Annotated in this window: 17 protein-coding genes; all 17 read left to right on the forward strand. The window is 59.5% G+C overall.

Annotation, left to right across the window (positions count from 1 at the left end):
- The first annotated feature begins 111 nt into the window (after positions 1-111).
- The 17 genes from rpsD (at position 112) to CS903_RS02690 (ending at position 17,470) form a co-directional block, all read left to right on the forward strand.
- On the forward strand, positions 112-735 hold the full coding sequence (gene rpsD, locus CS903_RS02610) for a 30S ribosomal protein S4 (RefSeq protein ID WP_099332002.1): 624 nt from the start codon (positions 112-114) through the stop codon (positions 733-735).
- Between the two features lie 91 nt (positions 736-826).
- Positions 827-3,520, forward strand: coding sequence for an alanine--tRNA ligase (alaS, locus tag CS903_RS02615; RefSeq protein ID WP_099332003.1), 2,694 nt, complete (start codon positions 827-829; stop codon positions 3,518-3,520).
- Positions 3,521-3,534: 14 nt separating this feature from the next.
- Positions 3,535-4,005, forward strand: coding sequence for a Holliday junction resolvase RuvX (gene ruvX / locus CS903_RS02620; protein ID WP_277984867.1), 471 nt, complete (start codon positions 3,535-3,537; stop codon positions 4,003-4,005).
- Positions 3,998-5,449: an endolytic transglycosylase MltG gene (gene mltG / locus CS903_RS02625; protein WP_242491722.1), complete on the forward strand. Its 1,452-nt coding sequence runs from the start codon at positions 3,998-4,000 to the stop codon at positions 5,447-5,449. Before ruvX ends, mltG begins: the two co-directional genes overlap by 8 nt.
- 6 nt (positions 5,450-5,455) lie before the next feature.
- Positions 5,456-6,346, forward strand: a complete 891-nt coding sequence (locus tag CS903_RS02630; protein ID WP_099332005.1) for a shikimate dehydrogenase family protein — start codon at positions 5,456-5,458, stop codon at positions 6,344-6,346.
- Positions 6,343-7,044: a prepilin peptidase gene (locus CS903_RS02635; protein ID WP_099332006.1), complete on the forward strand. Its 702-nt coding sequence runs from the start codon at positions 6,343-6,345 to the stop codon at positions 7,042-7,044. The genes CS903_RS02630 and CS903_RS02635 overlap by 4 nt, the downstream gene beginning before the upstream one ends.
- Positions 7,045-7,067: 23 nt before the next feature.
- The gene (gene aroC, locus CS903_RS02640; protein ID WP_099332007.1) at positions 7,068-8,309 is read left to right on the forward strand and encodes a chorismate synthase; all 1,242 of its coding nucleotides are present in this window, start codon (positions 7,068-7,070) and stop codon (positions 8,307-8,309) included.
- Positions 8,302-9,903, forward strand: a complete 1,602-nt coding sequence (aroB, locus tag CS903_RS02645) for a 3-dehydroquinate synthase (RefSeq protein ID WP_099332008.1) — start codon at positions 8,302-8,304, stop codon at positions 9,901-9,903. The genes aroC and aroB overlap by 8 nt, the downstream gene beginning before the upstream one ends.
- Positions 9,900-10,457, forward strand: coding sequence for a shikimate kinase (locus tag CS903_RS02650; RefSeq protein ID WP_099332009.1), 558 nt, complete (start codon positions 9,900-9,902; stop codon positions 10,455-10,457). Before aroB ends, CS903_RS02650 begins: the two co-directional genes overlap by 4 nt.
- Positions 10,458-10,473: 16 nt before the next feature.
- A complete protein-coding gene (efp, locus tag CS903_RS02655; protein WP_099332010.1) occupies positions 10,474-11,037 on the forward strand; it encodes an elongation factor P in 564 nt (187 codons plus the stop codon).
- Between the two features lie 107 nt (positions 11,038-11,144).
- Complete coding sequence (nusB, locus tag CS903_RS02660) at positions 11,145-11,720, forward strand: transcription antitermination factor NusB (RefSeq protein ID WP_099332244.1); 576 nt, start codon at positions 11,145-11,147, stop codon at positions 11,718-11,720.
- A 96-nt stretch (positions 11,721-11,816) separates the two neighbouring features.
- On the forward strand, positions 11,817-12,131 hold the full coding sequence (gene mihF / locus CS903_RS02665; RefSeq protein ID WP_099332245.1) for an integration host factor, actinobacterial type: 315 nt from the start codon (positions 11,817-11,819) through the stop codon (positions 12,129-12,131).
- Positions 12,132-12,241: 110 nt separating this feature from the next.
- Positions 12,242-12,799: a guanylate kinase gene (gene gmk, locus CS903_RS02670; protein ID WP_099332011.1), complete on the forward strand. Its 558-nt coding sequence runs from the start codon at positions 12,242-12,244 to the stop codon at positions 12,797-12,799.
- 67 nt (positions 12,800-12,866) lie between these two features.
- Positions 12,867-13,127 carry a DNA-directed RNA polymerase subunit omega gene (gene rpoZ / locus CS903_RS02675; RefSeq protein WP_099332012.1) on the forward strand — a complete coding sequence of 87 codons (261 nt, stop codon included), beginning with the start codon at positions 12,867-12,869 and terminating at the stop codon, positions 13,125-13,127.
- Positions 13,111-14,361, forward strand: a complete 1,251-nt coding sequence (gene coaBC, locus CS903_RS02680; RefSeq protein ID WP_099332013.1) for a bifunctional phosphopantothenoylcysteine decarboxylase/phosphopantothenate--cysteine ligase CoaBC — start codon at positions 13,111-13,113, stop codon at positions 14,359-14,361. The genes rpoZ and coaBC overlap by 17 nt, the downstream gene beginning before the upstream one ends.
- A gap of 2 nt (positions 14,362-14,363) precedes the next feature.
- Positions 14,364-15,575 carry a methionine adenosyltransferase gene (gene metK / locus CS903_RS02685; protein WP_099332014.1) on the forward strand — a complete coding sequence of 404 codons (1,212 nt, stop codon included), beginning with the start codon at positions 14,364-14,366 and terminating at the stop codon, positions 15,573-15,575.
- A gap of 26 nt (positions 15,576-15,601) precedes the next feature.
- A complete protein-coding gene (locus CS903_RS02690) occupies positions 15,602-17,470 on the forward strand; it encodes a primosomal protein N' family DNA-binding protein (protein ID WP_099332015.1) in 1,869 nt (622 codons plus the stop codon).
- Positions 17,471-17,488: the final 18 nt, after the last annotated feature.

Genomic DNA, 17,488 nt, shown 5'->3' on the forward strand with positions numbered 1-17,488 from the left:
TTAGCCGATTGAGTATCATTCTGCCTTCACTTTTGAGGGATTTGGTAACCATGGAGTTGGCCCCATGATTTCGCAGCAGCGAGGTCATGACACTACGAAACAGGAGAAAAAATGGCAGATAATCGTGCCCGCAAGCAGGTGCGCCAATCCCGCGCCCTCGGCATCGCGCTAACCCCGAAGGCAGTTCGCTACTTCGAAAAGCGCCCCTATGGCCCCGGAGAGCACGGCCGTACCCGCCGTCGCCAGGAATCTGACTACGCGGTTCGTCTGAAGGAAAAGCAGCGTCTTCGTGCCCAGTACGGCATTCGTGAAGCACAGATGGCCAACACCTTCAAAGAGGCTCGCGCCATGTCCGGCATGGCCGGTGAGAACCTGGTTTCACTGCTTGAGACCCGACTCGATGCCCTAGTCCTGCGTTCCGGTTTCGCTCGCACCATGGCTCAGGCCCGCCAGGCAGTTGTGCACCGCCACATCATGGTTGACGGCAAGATCGTTGACCGTCCTTCCTTCCGCGTCAAGCCGGGCCAGACCATCCAGGTCAAGCCCAAGTCGCAGACCACAGTTCCGTTTGAGATCGCAGCGGCTGGTGCCCACCAGGAAGTGCTCCCCAAGACTCCGGGTTACCTGGAAGTAGAGATCGCCAACCTGAAGGCCAAGCTGGTTGAAATTCCAAAGCGCGTCGATGTTCCCGTCGAATGCGACGTACAGATGGTTGTTGAGTACTACTCACGCTAAGTCATAAGCAAGGGGAGGACGGAGGCATTCAGCCCCCGTCCTCCTTGCTATTCTCAGACATATATGCCCTGCTAAGAGCCGAGAGAGAGACATGCGCACACACGAGATTCGCGACAGGTGGGTCAACTACTTCGCCGCCAATGGCCACGAAATCCGCCCTTCGGTACCCCTTCTTTCGCCAGAGCCCTCGATTCTCTTCACGATTGCGGGGATGGTCCCTTTCATTCCGTACATTACGGGAGAGGAAGAAGCGCCCTGGCCAAGGGTCGCTTCGGTGCAGAAGTGCATCCGAACCAACGATATTGAGAATGTTGGACACACCTCTCGTCACGGCACCTTCTTCCAGATGAATGGAAACTTCTCCTTTGGCGATTACTTCAAGGAAGGCGCAATCAACTTTGCGCACGACCTCCTCACCGGCTCTGTCGATGAGGGAAAGTACGGCCTTGACGCAGATCGCCTCTGGGTAACTATCTGGGAGGGGGATACCGAGTCCTACGATGTCCTTACCAAGCAGGTGGGAATGGACCCCAGGCACATCGTTCGCCTTTCACGCGACGAAAACTTCTGGTCCACGGGCCAGCCCGGGCCTGCCGGTCCCTGCTGTGAATGGCATTACGATCGGGGACCTGAGTATGGTCCGGAAGCCGTCGGGGGCAATGTAGACCCGGGCGGAGACCGCTACCTTGAGCTGTGGAACCTGGTCTTCGACCAGTACATGCGTGGTCCAGGTGAGGGGCAGGACTATCCGCTCCTTCACGAACTCGAACGTAAGGCCATCGACACGGGTGCTGGGCTCGAGCGTCTCGCCTTGGTTCTTCAGGACAAGCCCAACATGTTTGAAATCGATGAGGTTCGTCCCGTCATCGATCGTGTTGAAGAGATCGCTTCAAAGCGCTACGGAGCCAGCCCGGAAGACGATGTTCTGATGCGCATCATTGCCGATCACGTCCGTTCGTCGATGATGCTGATCAACGACGGTGTTCGTCCGGGTAACGACGGAGCTGGCTACGTTTTGCGCCGACTGGTCCGACGTGCGGTGCGGTCTGTCCGCCTGCTTGGTGTCGATGAGGTCACGCTGCCTGAGCTTCTGCCCGTGTCACGCGATGCAATGTCGCCCTCATACCCGGATCTGATTACCAACTGGGAGACAATCTCTGATGTCGCATACGGGGAAGAGGTCGCGTTCCGCCGCACCCTCGACTCTGGCACCATGATCTTCGAGACAGCTGTGTCATCAGCCCTCAAGTCAGGCACGGATGAGACGCCGATTCTTTCCGGCGAGGAAGCTTTTGCACTTCACGACACCTACGGTTTCCCAATTGATCTAACCCTGGAGATGGCCTCCGAAAAGGGTCTGAAGGTTGATGAGGCTAAGTTCCGTCGCCTGATGGAAGAGCAGAAGGAGCGGGCCCGTGCTGACGCTCGAGCCAAGAAAGCCGGTCACGTCGATGTCAAGGTCTTCCAGGAGATTGCCGAGGGGCTGGGGGGCGGCTCCGAGTTCATCGGCTACGACAGTGCCTCCGGTGAAGCTGAGATTGCGGGTCTCCTTGTCAATGGCGCATCCGTACCGGTTGTCGAAGGACCCCAGCAGGTTGAGCTGATCCTGACCCGGACCCCATTCTACGCTGAAGCCGGCGGACAGCGCGCCGACCAGGGCACCATTCGAACTGAGAACGGTGTCGAACTAGAGGTGTTTGACGTGCAGTCTCCTCTCAAGGGACTGTCGGTTCACCGAGTGATGGTTCCCGAGGGGACCGTTGCGGTAGGGGACAGAGTGTTCTCCCAAATCGATGAGGTACGACGACTGGCAATCGCCCGCGCCCACACCTCGACCCACATCGTTCACAAGGCACTGCATGAGGTCATCTCATCCCAGGCGACCCAGGCAGGATCGGATAACTCTCCGGCTCGGATGCGCCTCGACTTCCGCCACAACAAGGCTCTGACCCCGGGTCAACTTGGGGACATCGAGTCGATGGTCAACGAGAAGATGATGGATGACCTCGAGATTACCGAAACGGTGATGCCACTCGCGAAGGCCAAGGAAATGGGGGCAATGGCCCTCTTCGGAGAGAAGTACGGCAAGGACGTTCGCGTTGTCTCCATTGGCGGCGACTGGTCCATGGAAATCTGCCTGGGAACCCATGTGCCTTCGACCGGCAAAATCGGACGCCTTAATGTGCTCACCGAGTCGTCGATTGGCTCCGGGGTTCGGCGCATCGATGCCCTTGTCTCAGACTCTTCCTACCAGTTCCAGGCTGCGGAGCACGCGCTTGTATCCCAGCTCACAGGTATGCTCCATGGAACCCCCGAAGAACTGCCTGAGAAGATTTCGACCCTGCTTGACAAGATAAAGAACGCCGAGCGTCAGCTGGGTGCACTGCAGAGCCAGGTCCTCCTGTCCCGAGCTGTCGATGTGGCTGAAGGTGCTCGCCGAGTCCACGATGTTCTCGTGGCTACCAGCGATATGGGGACCGTATCAACGACTGATGCAATCCGTGATGTCGCACTGGACGTCCGTAATCGGCTCGGGGACTCTGAGCCCGCGGTGGTGGCACTCACCGGCGTCGTTGGCGACAGGCCCCAGCTGGTCGTTGCGACCAACCAACTGGCCCGTGACAGAGGTATACGGGCCGGAGATCTCGTCCGCAGCGGAGCCAAGACGCTCGGGGGAGGCGGAGGAGGCAAGCCGGACTTCGCCCAGGGGGGTGGAACCGATCCCAATGCGGTTCAGGCTGCCCTCGAGAATGTCGTAACCCAGGTGAGGGGAGTCCTGTCCTGAGGCGCGGGGCTCGGCTGGGACTAGATGTCGGCAAGGCACGCATCGGGGTGGCTTACAGCCCAGGCGATGCCCTTGTGACCATTCCCCTGGACTTCATCCCGGCTCGGCCTCCTGATCGCGCCATACGCCTTGTGAGCAGGCAGGTTGAAGAGAGGGGCGTAGTTGAGGTCGTCATCGGCCTCCCACGCCACCTGAACGGAGCCGAAGGGGAGTCGGCACGCTTCGTTCGAGAGTTTTCCCAGCAACTTGCACGTAAGATTCCTCAGGTAAGACTCTGTCTCGTCGACGAACGACGTTCCACCCTCTCTGCCAAAAGCATGCTTCATGAGGGCGGAGTTCGGGAGCGCGAGCAGAGATCAAAGATAGATTCTGTTGCTGCCCAGGTGATCCTGGAGCACGCCCTCGAACTTGAGCGTGCCACCGGATTGCCACCCGGCGAAGAAGTGGTTGCGGAAGGCAGTAGCAGGAGTGGAACAAGTGAGTAGCGAGAACCCCATGGCAGTGCCCCCTAAACCTTCCGGGAGCCAGTTCCCAACGCGCCGCGACCTTCACCGATCACGGATCCCTAGCAGGGGCGAGCCTCACGAGAGTCAAAATGACTCGAAATCGGAGGAACCTCCAGCGACTTCGGTTCCCCCTTCCACCGGGGTCTTTCCGACCAGGCGCGAACACCTCATCGAAACCGGGGCGCTGCCGCAAGTTCCAGCTCGACGTGCAAAGAAGTCACAGAAGGCCGCCTCCAAAAAGTTTGCGGCAGCCTCTCCACAAACTCCTCCCCAGGCGCCGCCGGCGCGGACCCGTCGTCACGATTCCGGAGCAGTTCCGGTCAAGAACACAGTTCGAGTTCCCGCTCAGAGGAAGGCCAAGAAGGCCCCGAAGTGGCGGGTCGCCCTCATCCTGATTCTTCTCCTCGGATTGGTCGGAGGAGCTGTCTACGTGGCTTGGACAACCCTCGGAGACTCGGGCACCCCAACGAAGGAGTCACTCGATTTCCCGGGTCCTGGAGAGGGAGAGGTTGAGGTCACCATCACCACCGGAGACCTCGGTTCTGACATCGCCCGGTCTCTGGTTGATGCCGGAGTCGTCAAGACGGTGGCGGGCTTTACCCAGGCTTTTGATGGAAACTCTGCGGCCTCGACTATCAAGCCGGGAACCTACACCCTCAAGAAGGGTATGACCTCGGCAGCCGCATTGGCTTGGCTTCTTGACGAGGCCAACAGGCGGGACAACGCGATCACAGTGAATGCCGGGCAAACTGCCGAGCAGATCTTCGAGAAGATGATTTCGGTGGGTGGTTTCACCCAGGAGCAGATCGACGCGGCCCTAGCTGACCCTGCCGCCCTCGGCCTTATTGAAGAGGCGGACGGAAACGTCGAAGGTTGGCTTGCCACCGGATCGTATGAGGTCGCCAACGGTGATGGTCCCACCGAGCTTCTCAGCGCAATGATTGAGCGCACCAAGATGGAACTTACTGAACTCGGAGCCCCCGAGGCTGAGTGGCAGGAAACCCTCATCAAAGCCTCGATTCTCGAGCGTGAGGCCGGCGCCTACGAAGACCTACCCAAGGTCGCGAGGGTGATTGCCAACCGCCTGGAAATGCCGGAAGCTGAGACACGCGGACTGCTGCAAATGGACTCAACTGTCCTCTACGGCGTTGGGAAGTACGGGGGTCTCCCCACGGCTGATGACCTTGCATCAGACAGCCCGTTCAACACCTATAGGTTCCCAGGCCTACCTCCCGCTCCCATTGCCTCGCCCTCTCCAGAAGCCATCGCGGCAACCATTGATCCCGCCGACGGAGACTGGCTCTACTTCGTGACCGTCAACCTGGATACAGGTGAGACGCTGTTTTCCTCGACCCTCGAAGAGCAAACAGAGAACGTGAAGCTACTCAGCCAGTGGTGTGAAGAGAACGAAGGCAGGTGCTAACCTTCCATGACTAAGTGGGCAGCCGTGATTGGATCACCAATCGAACACTCACTTTCTCCGGTCCTGCACTCCAGGGCTTTCAGCCTGCTTGGACTTGATTGGGAGTACCGCAGGTACGAGGTCGGGAAGGAGTCCCTTGCAAGCTTCTTCAGCGAAGTGGATCCGAACTGTGTCGGCCTCAGTGTTACGGCACCCCTGAAGCAGGCGCTTCTCGGGCAGACCGATGTCGCGGACGGCTTGGCAAAGTTGGTCGAGTGCGCCAATACGGTAGCTTTTCTGCCGTCGATGAGTGCCGCGTTCAACACCGATGTCCAGGGAATCGTCGACGCCATCGTCCCCTCGGTCAAGAGTCTGCAGAAGGGCATTCGGCGTTCGCTCCCACTTCTTGTTGAGGATGAGGGCGGACCACTCAGTGGTGCACCAGCACCCGTGGTCCTAGGAACCGGGGCAACGGCCAGCTCCGCACTGGCAGCGCTCAAATCAATCGGAGCAACTCGCGTCTACCTGGTGGGTCGTTCCTTCGCCGGAGCGCAGAACGCATTCTCTATCGGCCTGTCATTAGGCCTCGACGTGCACACTGTTCTGTGGAAAGTGGCTGACAGGTTTGTGGAAGCGTTCAATGAGGCTCCGGTGATGATCTCAACCGTTCCGCCGGCAGCCACCGAAGAGTTCGCTGGACTTCTTACCCCCGGTACCAGCTCAGTGCTTCTCGATGTCACATATTCGGGCGGTGAGTCACCACTCGAGGCAAAGTTCCGTCAGGTCGGAGCAACGGTCACCTCCCCGCTGATGATGCTGACGCACCAGGGACTTGCCCAGGTGAAGATCTGGACCTCTCGTGATGTGCCGTTCCAGCCCGTCTATGAAGCGGTACTCGAGGCCGCGGCGCGCCGGTGACCGGAGAGGCTGTCCAGCTCCTAGCGGCACTGGTAATCCTGACGGCTAACCTCCTGTGGCTGGGACTTACCGGCTCAAGACTTCTTTCTCGCTACCTGCCTGCCGAACGCCTTCGTCCGGTGACGCTGGTGTGGGGAAGTGCTCTAACTGGTTCCTTGGCAATCTACCTCGGAGCGGTCCAGCGTCCTTCGCTCCCGGGAGGTTGGGGATGGGGTGACGCTGGCACAGGAGTCGTCGTTGGTATCGGGGTCGTCCTCACATCACTGGGTTGGATCTCGATTCTGATCGACTCTCGGACCCTGCGCCTGCCCGATCCGATTACCGGGCTCATGGCCCTGGAAGTCCTTCTGTTCGTTCTACTTCCTCCCGCCCTGGGACATGTGGGCTCAGCATGGTTCTGGGCTATCACACTCGGCGCGGTAACTTGGACCGTGCCCCTCGTGGTGGGCTTCAGGTTGGGACAGGTGGGCAGGGGAGACATCAAGCTCGCACCCGTTCTCGGAGCGGCGCTCGCTACCTGTTCCTTCCGGATCGCGGTGCTCGGCCTCTTGGCTGCCTTCACCGTCGCTGCTCTTCGGGCACTGTTTCTCATGGCCCGCCCCGGCTCTCAAACGAGGTTTCCTTTCGGTCCCTACATGGTGGGGTCTGCGCTTGGCTGCTGGGTCCTCGCGGCGGTTGGACCAATGGTGCTCGTCTAGGGGGACTGTGGAAAGCTTGACTCATGATTACTTGGACCACCGCGGGTGAATCACACGGACCCGCCCTCGTTGCCTCCATGCAGGGTGTGCCGGCCGGAGTCCGCGTTGATACCGCTCTGATTGCAGAGGCGTTAAAGGAACGACGCCAAGGTTACGGACGCGGCGCGCGCCAGGCATTTGAACAGGACCGTGTCGAGATCCTCTCGGGGGTGCGCCACGGCTTTACGACAGGGGCACCGATCACCGTCGTCATTCATAACTCTGAGTGGCCCAAGTGGGAGGCCGTCATGGGTGCAGACCCGGTTCCCGCCGAGGCCCTTCAGGTGGATGCGGGTCGGGGAGATGTCAGAGAGATGGCTAGGAATCGCCCCCTAACACGACCTCGTCCGGGCCATGCCGACCTCGCCGGGGGACTGTCATACCGCATGGAGGACGCTCGCAACATCCTTGAACGGGCCTCTGCCCGCGAGACTGCCGCCCGGGTCGCCCTGGGTGCGATTGCACGCCAACTGCTCAGGCAGGTCTGCGGGACAGAGATTGTCTCCCACGTGGTGGGGGTGGGCTCCAGTGCGGTTCCGGTTCCGGACTTGCCGAAACCATCCGAACGGGCGCAACTCCAAGCCTCACCCGTAAGAACATTAAGTCTTGAAGCCGAGCACGCCTACATGGCTGCCATCGATGCAGCCAGCGAAACCCAAGAGACCATCGGCGGCATCGCCGAGGTGATTGCCTACGGCGTTCCCGTCGGCCTCGGCTCCCACGTCTCGTCCGACAGGAAACTGGATGCTGCACTGGCCTGGGGACTCATGAGTATTCAGTCAGCCAAGATGGTAGAGATCGGCGATGGAGCTGAGTCTGCTCGTCGTCTCGGCAGCTCAGCCCACGACAACATTGTCCGCCAAGGCGCCACGATAGCGCGTCAAACCAACCGTGCCGGGGGAATCGAGGGGGGTACATCCAACGGTGAGCCGATTGTGGCCCGAGTGGGTTTCAAACCGATCTCGACAGTTCCTCGTCCACTCCCAACCGTAGACCTGGTCGATGGAACTGCCACATCTGCATTCCACCAGCGCTCCGATACCTGTCAGGTCGTTCCCGGTGCTGTGATTGCTGAGGCGATGGTCGCCCTCGTCCTGGCCCAGAAGCTCACTGAGAGGTTTGGGGGAATGTCCGTGGCCGAGGTCGAAGAACAGCATCGCGCCCAGGAGCAGTACGTGGCGGGCCGCCTAGCACCACCAAGTTGGGGGGCCGCGCAGAATGACTGATTTTCCAAGTGAGGCACCCTGGTACCTCATTGGGCTTCCCGGAAGCGGCAAGTCCAAAGTCGGGTTCAACCTGGCGGCCGTTCTACGCGTACCTCACATCGATATCGACACTGAGATCGAGAGGAAAACCGGCAGGACTGTTGCGGAGATCTTTCGAGACGAAGGTAGAGAGAGATTCCGTGAGCTTGAAGCCCAGGCAATCCTAGAAACCGCCGACTTTCCAGGGGTGGTTTCCCTGGGAGGCGGGGCAATCGAGACCGATGCCGTTGCTGGCTTCCTCCGTGATCAAACGGTCATCTGGGTCGATGCAGACTTCGATGTTCTGGTAGCTCGAGTGGCACGAAGCAACCGTCGCCCGCTGCTGCAGGAAGACCCGGAAGCCCAGCTAGCCGAGCTCAAGGCACGTCGCGACCCCATCTATGCCCGACTGGCAAACTATCGCGTCACTTCCTCCAACGCACCCGCCGAGCGGGTTGTTCAGCAAATCATCAGCATGCTCCTTGGTTGGGAGTACACCCCGGTGAAGGGCAGCCACCGCTATAACGTCCTCACGGGTGTAGGCACAACCGACCTCCTCAAGGGATATCTTCCGCGGGAGGCAACGCGAGCCCTCCTCGTCTATCCCGAGTCTCTGCATGACGCCAGCAGACCGATTGCAAAGGTCCTCGGTGAGGCGGGGGTGACAGTTACCGATTTCTCCCACGTTGATGGGGAGCGGGCAAAAAGCATTGAGACGGTTGTAGAAGCCTGGGATCTCCTAGGCGAAGTGGGCCTCGGAAGACGGGATGTAGTAGTCACCTTCGGGGGAGGGGTCACGACGGACCTGGGTGGGTTCATCGCCGCATCGTGGCTCCGCGGAATTCGTGTCATCCACCTGCCGACCACACTGCTCGCGATGGTCGATGCTGCCCTGGGAGGGAAGACCGGTATTGACACTCCAGCCGGTAAGAACCTGGTGGGAGCATTCCATGACCCCCATGTGGTTCTCGTCGATCTGCTCACCCTGGGATCTCTACCCCAGGCCGAGTACGCTGCGGGCCTTGCCGAGGTGATCAAAACCGGGTTTATCGATGACCCGAAGATACTGCAGATCATTTCAGACCACCCCGAGATCGGCTCAGCGGTGTGGGCAACGGGGGAGGGTCTTCGCACCCTCACCGAAATCGTCTCCAGGTCCATAGCCGTGAAAGCGCGTGTGGTTAGCTCTGATCGCCTCGAGGGCGGCCTACGTGAGATTCTCAACTATGGGCACACGATGGGTCACGCGATCGAGCGCGCAGAGCAGTACACCATGAGGCACGGGGAGGCCGTTGCGATCGGCTCAGTTTTCGCGGCTCACCTGGCACACTCCCTTGGACTGATCCCGGAAAGTGTGGTCGCTGAGCATGAGGAAACTTTCGCCGCTGTCGGTCTTCCCACCCGCTACCGGGGCCAGATCCACGTCCTCATGGAGGGACTGCGCTCCGATAAGAAGGTCCGGCAGGGAAGCTTACGCTTTGTACTCTTAGGGGAGGATGGCAGGCCAACCGTTCGTGAAGTCAGTCCGAACGCAGTGGAGAAGTTGGCAGTTGATATGGGTATGGGAGAAAAGTGAGTTCATTTCCGAGCCTTGTCCTGGTGGGCGCCTCAGGCAGCGGGAAAAGTGAGGTAGCCGAAGCCTTGGGACTCCAACTCGGTCTACCTGTCGTTGAGTCTGAAGAGAATGCGTCACTCATTCTCGGATCTCCCGTGGGAGTCGCCATGACCGATGATCCCGAGTCTGCACTGGAAGCCCTCGCGGTGGCAGCTTGCGAAGTGCTCACCCCCAATGGTCCGGGAGCAGGCTCAATAGTTGTCCTCAGTGCCTCTTCGATACTGAACCCTGAAGTGTTTGAAGGCGTGGTTGAAGCCAAAGCAGGCGGCGCCAGGGTGGTGGGTCTACGTGCCTCGCTGTCGACACTGGTGCGTCGCAACGGTTTGGATGCGCCTCGTCCAGCCGCTCTAGGTACTCCGCGAGCGTGGTTTAGGGCGCAGTTGACCGTTTTAGAAGAGGCATACTCGAAAGTAGTCGACCTTTGGTGCGATACTGATACCTGCGATGGTTCCATGGCCGCTCGTTTGATCACTGCGGAACTCGGAGCTGATTCTCTTATCAAGGCACGAAACTGAACAGAAAGTAGCATCTGTGGCAACAACGAACGACCTCAAGAACGGAATGATCCTCGTCATCGACGGGAACCTCTGGCAGGTGGTTGAGTTCCAGCACGTCAAGCCAGGAAAGGGACCGGCCTTCGTTCGTACCAAGATCCGTAACGTTCTATCGGGCAAGACGGTTGACAAGACCTTCAATGCCGGCGTCAAGGTAGAGACCGCGACTGTCGACCGCCGTGACATGACCTATCTGTACCACGACGGTGAAGACTATGTCTTCATGGACGACTCCACCTACGAACAGCTTCCCCTCTCAGAGACCATCGTTGGGGACGCCCGCAACTTCATGATTGAGAACCAAAGGGCAGTTGTTTCCTTCCACGGTGACCAGGTCCTCTCTGTCGAGCTTCCCATTTCGGTAAACCTGCGCATCACCCACACCGAACCGGGACTGCAGGGCGATCGTTCATCTGCCGGTACCAAGCCTGCGACTCTCGAAACCGGATATGAGATCCAGGTGCCTCTCTACATGGATGAGGACACCCTGATCAAGGTGGATACCCGATCCGGTGACTTCCTCGGTCGCGTCAACGACTAGATTTCGCCCGCCGACTCAAGGCAAGTCCTCCTAGGACAAACTGGGGTACCGCCATAAAGCACTGCAGCGGTACCCCAACTCACGTAACGAAAGGACGGGTGATCCCGGTGGCACATGAACGCGGCAGGTTCACGTCAAGGACCAAGGCTCGTAAGCGCGCTGCGGAGGTCCTTTTTGAGGCAGACCAGAGGGGGATTATCTCCTCACAGGTTGACCTTCTCGACCTCCTTGAAGAGCGCAAGATGGTCAACTCGGCGCCCTCACCCCTTCCCGCGTACACAGTGGCTATTGTCGAGGGCGTTGCAGGCGACCTCGACAGCATTGATCGGTTTATTCGCTCCCACGCCAAGGGGGCCGGGATCGATCGCATTCCGGCGGTGGACCTGGCGGTCATGCGAGTTGCAGTGTGGGAGATGACGTCGAACAGCGAACAGGTTCCCCCTATCTCCGCTATCGACGAGGCCGTTTCCGTTGTCAAACAGATTTCGACCGACACGTCTCCCGCCTATGTCAACGCCGTTCTCGACGCGATCCGCAAGGAAGTTGCCGTAGCGACCCCGGCCACTAAGGGCGAAAAGACTGAGCCTGAGCCCCATCCACAGCCCGCACTGTCACTCGATGACCTCTCCAAAGCCGACTTCGACGTGGATGGACTGCTCGACGAGCTTCTCGATGAGTACTAGCCTGCTCCAGATCTGTTCCTAAGGATTATCTCGCGCGTAACTCCCCGGCGTGCCCTAGGGTTAGTGGTGTTATAGCACCGCCAAAGGGGGATGGACGTGGCACTTCCAAAACTGACCGCAGACCAGCGGCAAGAAGCACTGGCTAAAGCAACGGCCGCTCGCCAGCGCAGGGCTCTTGTAAAACAGAAACTCAAAAGTCGTGACCTGTCGTTAGAGGACTTTTTCACCGAGGCAGATGCCGACCAGGCACTGGGCCGAATGAGGGCCCAGGCAATGCTCGAGTCGATGCCGCGCATCGGCGTGCACCGCGCGAACCAGATCATGGAAGAGGTGGGGATCTCCAAGACTCGCCGCGTCAGTGGGCTCGGTCGAGTGCAGCGAGAGGCTTTGCTGGGGATCTTTGGAGAGTAACGAAGTCAACCAAACCGGGGAGCTGCTCGCAGACTTAGGCCTACCTGGCCAAAACGTGACGGGCGACGCAAAAGTTCTCTCGTGAGTCTCTTTTGTGCCAATCTTGGGTCATGAATGCCGCTCCACTTTTTGTAGTCGCTGGTCCCACTGCCGTTGGCAAGGGAACCGTGGTGCGTCGTCTCCGTGAGATGCACCCGCAGGTTACACTTTCGATCTCGGTTACCACCCGTGAGCCCAGGCCCGGGGAGGTCGACGGTGTGGATTACATCTTCGTCAGTGATGCTCAGTTCGACCGAATGGTCGACAACGGCGATCTGCTTGAGTGGGCCATGGTGCACAACCAGAACCGCTACGGCACCCCGGCAGCGTGGGTGGATGAGCAACGTGAGAATGGCCTGCCGGTCCTACTTGAAGTGGATCTAGCCGGAGCCCGCCAGGTAAAAAGGAAGGTCCCCGGGTGCCGTTCAATCTTTATTGAGCCACCAGCGTGGGAAGACCTCCAGAGGCGTCTCCTTTCCAGGGGGACCGAGACTCTTGAAGAGCAGGCCCGTAGGCTGCGCACTGCCCGTGAGGAACTGGCAGCTGCCGGAGAGTTCGATGTTGTCATCGTCAACCATGATGTCGATCGCACAGCTGTGGAGCTGGCTGAGGCCATGGGCCTGAACTAGAATGACGACGGTATGCGGGCACAAGTCCGCACGACTAATCCGCACGTAGCGGGCAAGAGGAGAAACTATGTCGGGAATCGTTGCCCAACCAGAAGGCATCACCTACCCGCCCATTGATGAGTTGCTTGAGCGCGCCGATTCCAAGTACGCCCTGGTGATTCTTGCCGCCAAACGGGCGCGCCAGATCAACTCATACCGCATGCAGCTTGAGTCGAACATGATCCAGACTGTTGGCCCCGTTGTGCCCTTTGAGGCCGACGATAAGGCCCTGGCAATCTCCCTTCGTGAGATCGTGGAAGACAAGCTGGAACTTGGAAGCAACGACTAGTAGCCGGGCCACCCCCACCGTTGTCATTGGTATTGGTGGGGGAATTGCCGCCTATAAGGTTGCGTTTGTTGTACGCGACTTCCGACGTGCGGGTTGGAAAGTCCATGTCATCCCCACCGAGTCGGCCCTCAATTTTGTCGGCGCCAACACCTGGAGTGAACTTTCTGAGAACCCCGTAACCACCAGTGTGTTCTCAGCTGTGGGTCCGGGTCATATTGAACTCGCCCGACGCGCCGATCTCATCGTCATTGCACCCACGACCGCTAATCTTCTTGCCAAGATTCGCAGCGGGATTGCCGATGATTTGCTCACCACCGTCGTGGCAGCATCAGCCGCTCCCGTCCTCTTGGCTCCGGCCATGCATACCCAGATGTGGCTCAATCCTGCGACACAAGAGAATGTCCAGGTACTTCGGGACAGGGATTTCACCGTCTTGGATCCGGCCACAGGGGAACTCTCTTCCGGTGATACCGGTCCCGGCCGTCTCCCGGATCCCGCCGTTATCACCGAGGCCGCCCTGGCCCTCTGGAATCACCACCAGCAGCGCAGTGAAGAAGGTGCTCTCACCGGGCGCCGCGTAGTTATCACAGCCGGAGGCACCGAAGAGGCTCTTGACCCGGTTCGTTTCCTGACCAACAGATCCTCCGGCTACCAGGGAGTGGCGCTCGCTCAGGCTGCGCTCGACCTCGGGGCGGAAGTGGTTCTAATTAGGGCTGCAATGACTGCCCCCCTGCCAACCGGAAAGCGGTTAACCGTGATTGAGGCACGGTCCGCAGGGGACATGGCGACAGCAGTGCACCGCGCTGTTGAAGACGCTGATGTACTGGTTATGGCCGCCGCGGTCGCTGACTTTACCCCGTCCCAGTTCAGCTCCTCCAAGATCAAAAAGACCGGGGACTCCGACACACTGACCCTTCAACTGTCTCGCACTGAAGATATTCTCGCCGCGGTCGCACGCTCGGCCAATCGGCCCGCAGCTCTTGTCGGTTTCGGCGCTGAGACCGGTTCGAAGGCAGAGGTGTTGGAGTTTGGCGCGGTCAAGGCACGCGCCAAAAAGGCAGATCTACTCGCCGTGAATCAGGTGGGGGAGGGAATTGGATTCGGAGATGTTCCGAACACCCTGCTGTTCTTTGATTCCGACGGGATCCTAACGGGAGAGACGTCTGGCTCAAAGGACCAGGTGGCAGCAGATCTGCTCTCTCGTGTTATCGATATTTTGAAAGAGAAGGACTGACCGTGTCCAGTGCGCTGCGCCCATTTACCTCCGAATCTGTGACAGAGGGGCACCCTGACAAGCTCTGTGACCGGGTTTCAGATGCCATTCTTGACCAGATGCTTGAACAGGATCCGGCCGCTCGCGTGGCTGTCGAAGTCGTAGCTACCAAGGGTCTGGTTCACGTCGTCGGAGAGATCACCACCGACGCCTACGTCGAGATCCCGGCTGTGGTCCGCGAAGAGATCGTCAACATCGGTTACGACTCACATTTTGCCGGTTTTGACGGTAACTCCTGCGGGGTCTCGGTCGCTATCGGCCAGCAGAGCCCCGATATTGCCGGGGGAGTGAACCGATCCCTTGAGAGTCGCGGTCTTCTCGACGAGGTGGTGGACCCACGCGACATTCAGGGGGCCGGCGACCAGGGCATCATGTTTGGCTACGCCTCGGATGAAACCCCTGATCTCATGCCCGCTCCTATCTGGCTGGCCCAGAAACTGGCCATGCGACTCGCTGAAGTCCGCAAGGAAAACGTGGTTGAAGGGCTTCTTCCTGACGGCAAGACGCAGGTCACCCTCCTTTACGAAGGGGACCGCCCGGTCGCGATTGACAACGTGGTTGTGTCTACTCAGCACGTCGAGAACCTGGGAGAGGGCGAACTCGCAGAACTCGTTGGGACCCACGTGATCGATCACGTTTTCCAGGAGAACGGGCTCGACCTCGACCTCAGCAACACGGTTCGTTTGATCAACCCATCCGGGCGCTTTGTTATCGGTGGTCCGGCGGCGGACGCGGGTTTGACCGGTCGCAAGATCATCGTCGATACCTATGGCGGAAGTGCGGCGCACGGTGGCGGAGCCTTCTCCGGTAAGGACCCGTCAAAGGTTGACCGCTCGGCGTCATACGCTGCCCGATGGATAGCCAAGAATGTGGTGGCTGCAGGCCTCGCCAGGCGCTGCCAAATTCAACTGGCCTACGCCATTGGCTCCTCCCGTCCGGTTTCGATTACGGTGGATACCTACGGTACCGGGGTGATTCCAGAAGCAGCTTTGGCCCGTGTTATCGAAGACGTGTTCGACCTGCGCCCCCTCGGTATCATTGAGGATCTGCGTCTCTTGGACACCAGTGCGGTCCGCTACCGAGATACGGCGGCCTACGGACACTTCGGTCGTCCAGGATTCACATGGGAAAACCTGGATCGCACAGACGCTTTGCTTGAGGCCGCGAAGGTTTAGATTTTCTGCATCAGGAAGGGGAGCCAGTGTCTCAACCATCCGATGCTAACCCAGACCTGCTGGAAGAGTTAGAGAGCTTCCCGGAACGAGCTTTCGCGAAGGTAATCGTTGATATTGATGCTCCGCACCTAGATGAGCCATTCGACTACTCAGTTCCCGAGGAGCTCCGAGAAGCGATAGCGGTTGGAACACGCGTCCAGGTACGTTTTGGACGTCGTCGCACCGAGGGATACGTTCGCCATCTTTCCGCCACCAACACCTTCGAGGGGCGACTGCAACCGATCATCAAGCTCGTCACTGAAGTCCCAGTCCTCTCCGAACGGCTTTTCGAGACGATTGACTATCTCGCCGTGCGCTACTGCGTGACGCGAAGCCAACTCATCTCCTTTGTCGTGCCTCCGAGGCGAGCGCGCGTGGAGAAGTCCCTGGCGGATGAGATCACCCGGGCTAGAAGTGACGGTCTTGGAGCATTTGCTCGGGAGGCCCCGGAGCCGACTCGCTCCAGTACGCAGCTCAGGACCGTTGCAACGGTTCTGCCGAGCCACCGAGATGCAATGATTCGTCAGCGGGTCCTCGCAGTTGTCAACGAGGGTAAGAGCGTTCTCGTCCTCGCACCTACGGCTCGAACCAGTCAGGATTTCGCCGAAGGGCTTGCGCGTGAGACTGACCTTCGCGTGGGACACATCGATGCCGAGCAGAGTCCCGACCGGCGCTACCGCGGCTACCTTCGTGCACTACTGGGAGACTACGACGTGGTGGTTGGCTCCCGATCTGCGGTGTGGACCCCGCTTCCCAACCTCGGAAGCATTGTCATCTGGGATGACGGAGATGACAGGTACAGAGAGCAGAGAACCCCGAGGTACGACGCCCTCGACATCGCTGTTTCACGAAGTCACAAGGAACACCTTGGACTGACCTCTCTTGCCTACGCCCGTTCCGTCAAGTCGCAGGCTCTGGTAGAGACCGGATGGGCTCAGGAACTGGTTCCGACGAAAGAGGAGGTTCTCTCCACGGTGCCCCGGGTGGCAATGTTCGACTCGTTCTCGGCCGAAAGGGAGGGTCCGACCGGATTTACCCGCCTTCCAGAAGCCGCCTACCGCATGATCAGGACGGGACTTGAGATGGGTCCCGTCCTCGTCCACGTTCCAGCAGCCGGAGCGGTGACGGAAACCGAGGACGGCTACGTGCGCATAGGATCCGACCGAATCCGCGATGAGCTGGCCCGCGCATTCCCAGACCAACGGGTCACTGCATCCTCTTCAACTGCCGGCCTGCTCCAACGCGTCGATAGTGAGCCCCAGGTCGTGGTCGCAACACCGGGCGCTGAGCCAGTTGCGGACGGGGGATACGTTGCGGTGATAATCACCGGGGCAAGTGGCGTCGCCTACCGCAACAGCCTTGATGGGGCACTGGAGGCGATGAGGCGGTGGATGGATGCACTCGCCCTCAGTCGCCCCCGTTCATCGGCGCTGCTGGTGGGAGAAGTTCAACCGGCGTTGCTGGACTCACTGGTTAGATGGAGTCCCGGGACCTTTGCCCGGGAGGAATGGCAGCGCCGCATGGAGCTGGGTTTCCCCCCGGCCAGATGGGTCGTTTCCATCGAAGGCCCACCTCGAAGCATCAAGTTGGAACTTGATGCGGCAGCGCGGGCTATTGGCGCCCCTGAACTGCACCTCCCCGGGAAACCCTTTCCCGATCTTGCACTGCTCGGTCAATCAAGCCTTACGGGGGAGGATGGTGCACCCCTTGAGAAAGTGGTTCTGTCGGTAGAGGCGCGTAGGATCCAGGCACTGATGCTGGCACTTGGATTGGCGCGCCGTTCTATCAGCCGGGACGGTGGCATACTTCCTCGGTTCGATGTCAACCCCTATTCGCTGGTCGATCCAGCACCATAGTAGAAGAAGGATGAAACT

This window comes from Actinomyces minihominis (genome assembly GCF_900187855.1).
Taxonomy (GTDB): Bacteria; Actinomycetota; Actinomycetes; order Actinomycetales; family Actinomycetaceae; genus Scrofimicrobium; species Scrofimicrobium minihominis.

Bases quoted from the DNA above. Each gene is read 5' to 3' on its own strand.
- aroB (WP_099332008.1), top strand. From the start codon at position 8,302: ATGACTGATTTTCCAAGTGAGGCACCCTGGTACCTCATTGGGCTTCCC.
- rpoZ (WP_099332012.1), top strand. From the start codon at position 12,867: ATGTCGGGAATCGTTGCCCAACCAGAAGGCATCACCTACCCGCCCATT.
- CS903_RS02630 (WP_099332005.1), top strand. From the start codon at position 5,456: ATGACTAAGTGGGCAGCCGTGATTGGATCACCAATCGAACACTCACTT.
- rpsD (WP_099332002.1), top strand. From the start codon at position 112: ATGGCAGATAATCGTGCCCGCAAGCAGGTGCGCCAATCCCGCGCCCTC.
- gmk (WP_099332011.1), top strand. From the start codon at position 12,242: ATGAATGCCGCTCCACTTTTTGTAGTCGCTGGTCCCACTGCCGTTGGC.
- alaS (WP_099332003.1), top strand. From the start codon at position 827: ATGCGCACACACGAGATTCGCGACAGGTGGGTCAACTACTTCGCCGCC.
- aroC (WP_099332007.1), top strand. From the start codon at position 7,068: ATGATTACTTGGACCACCGCGGGTGAATCACACGGACCCGCCCTCGTT.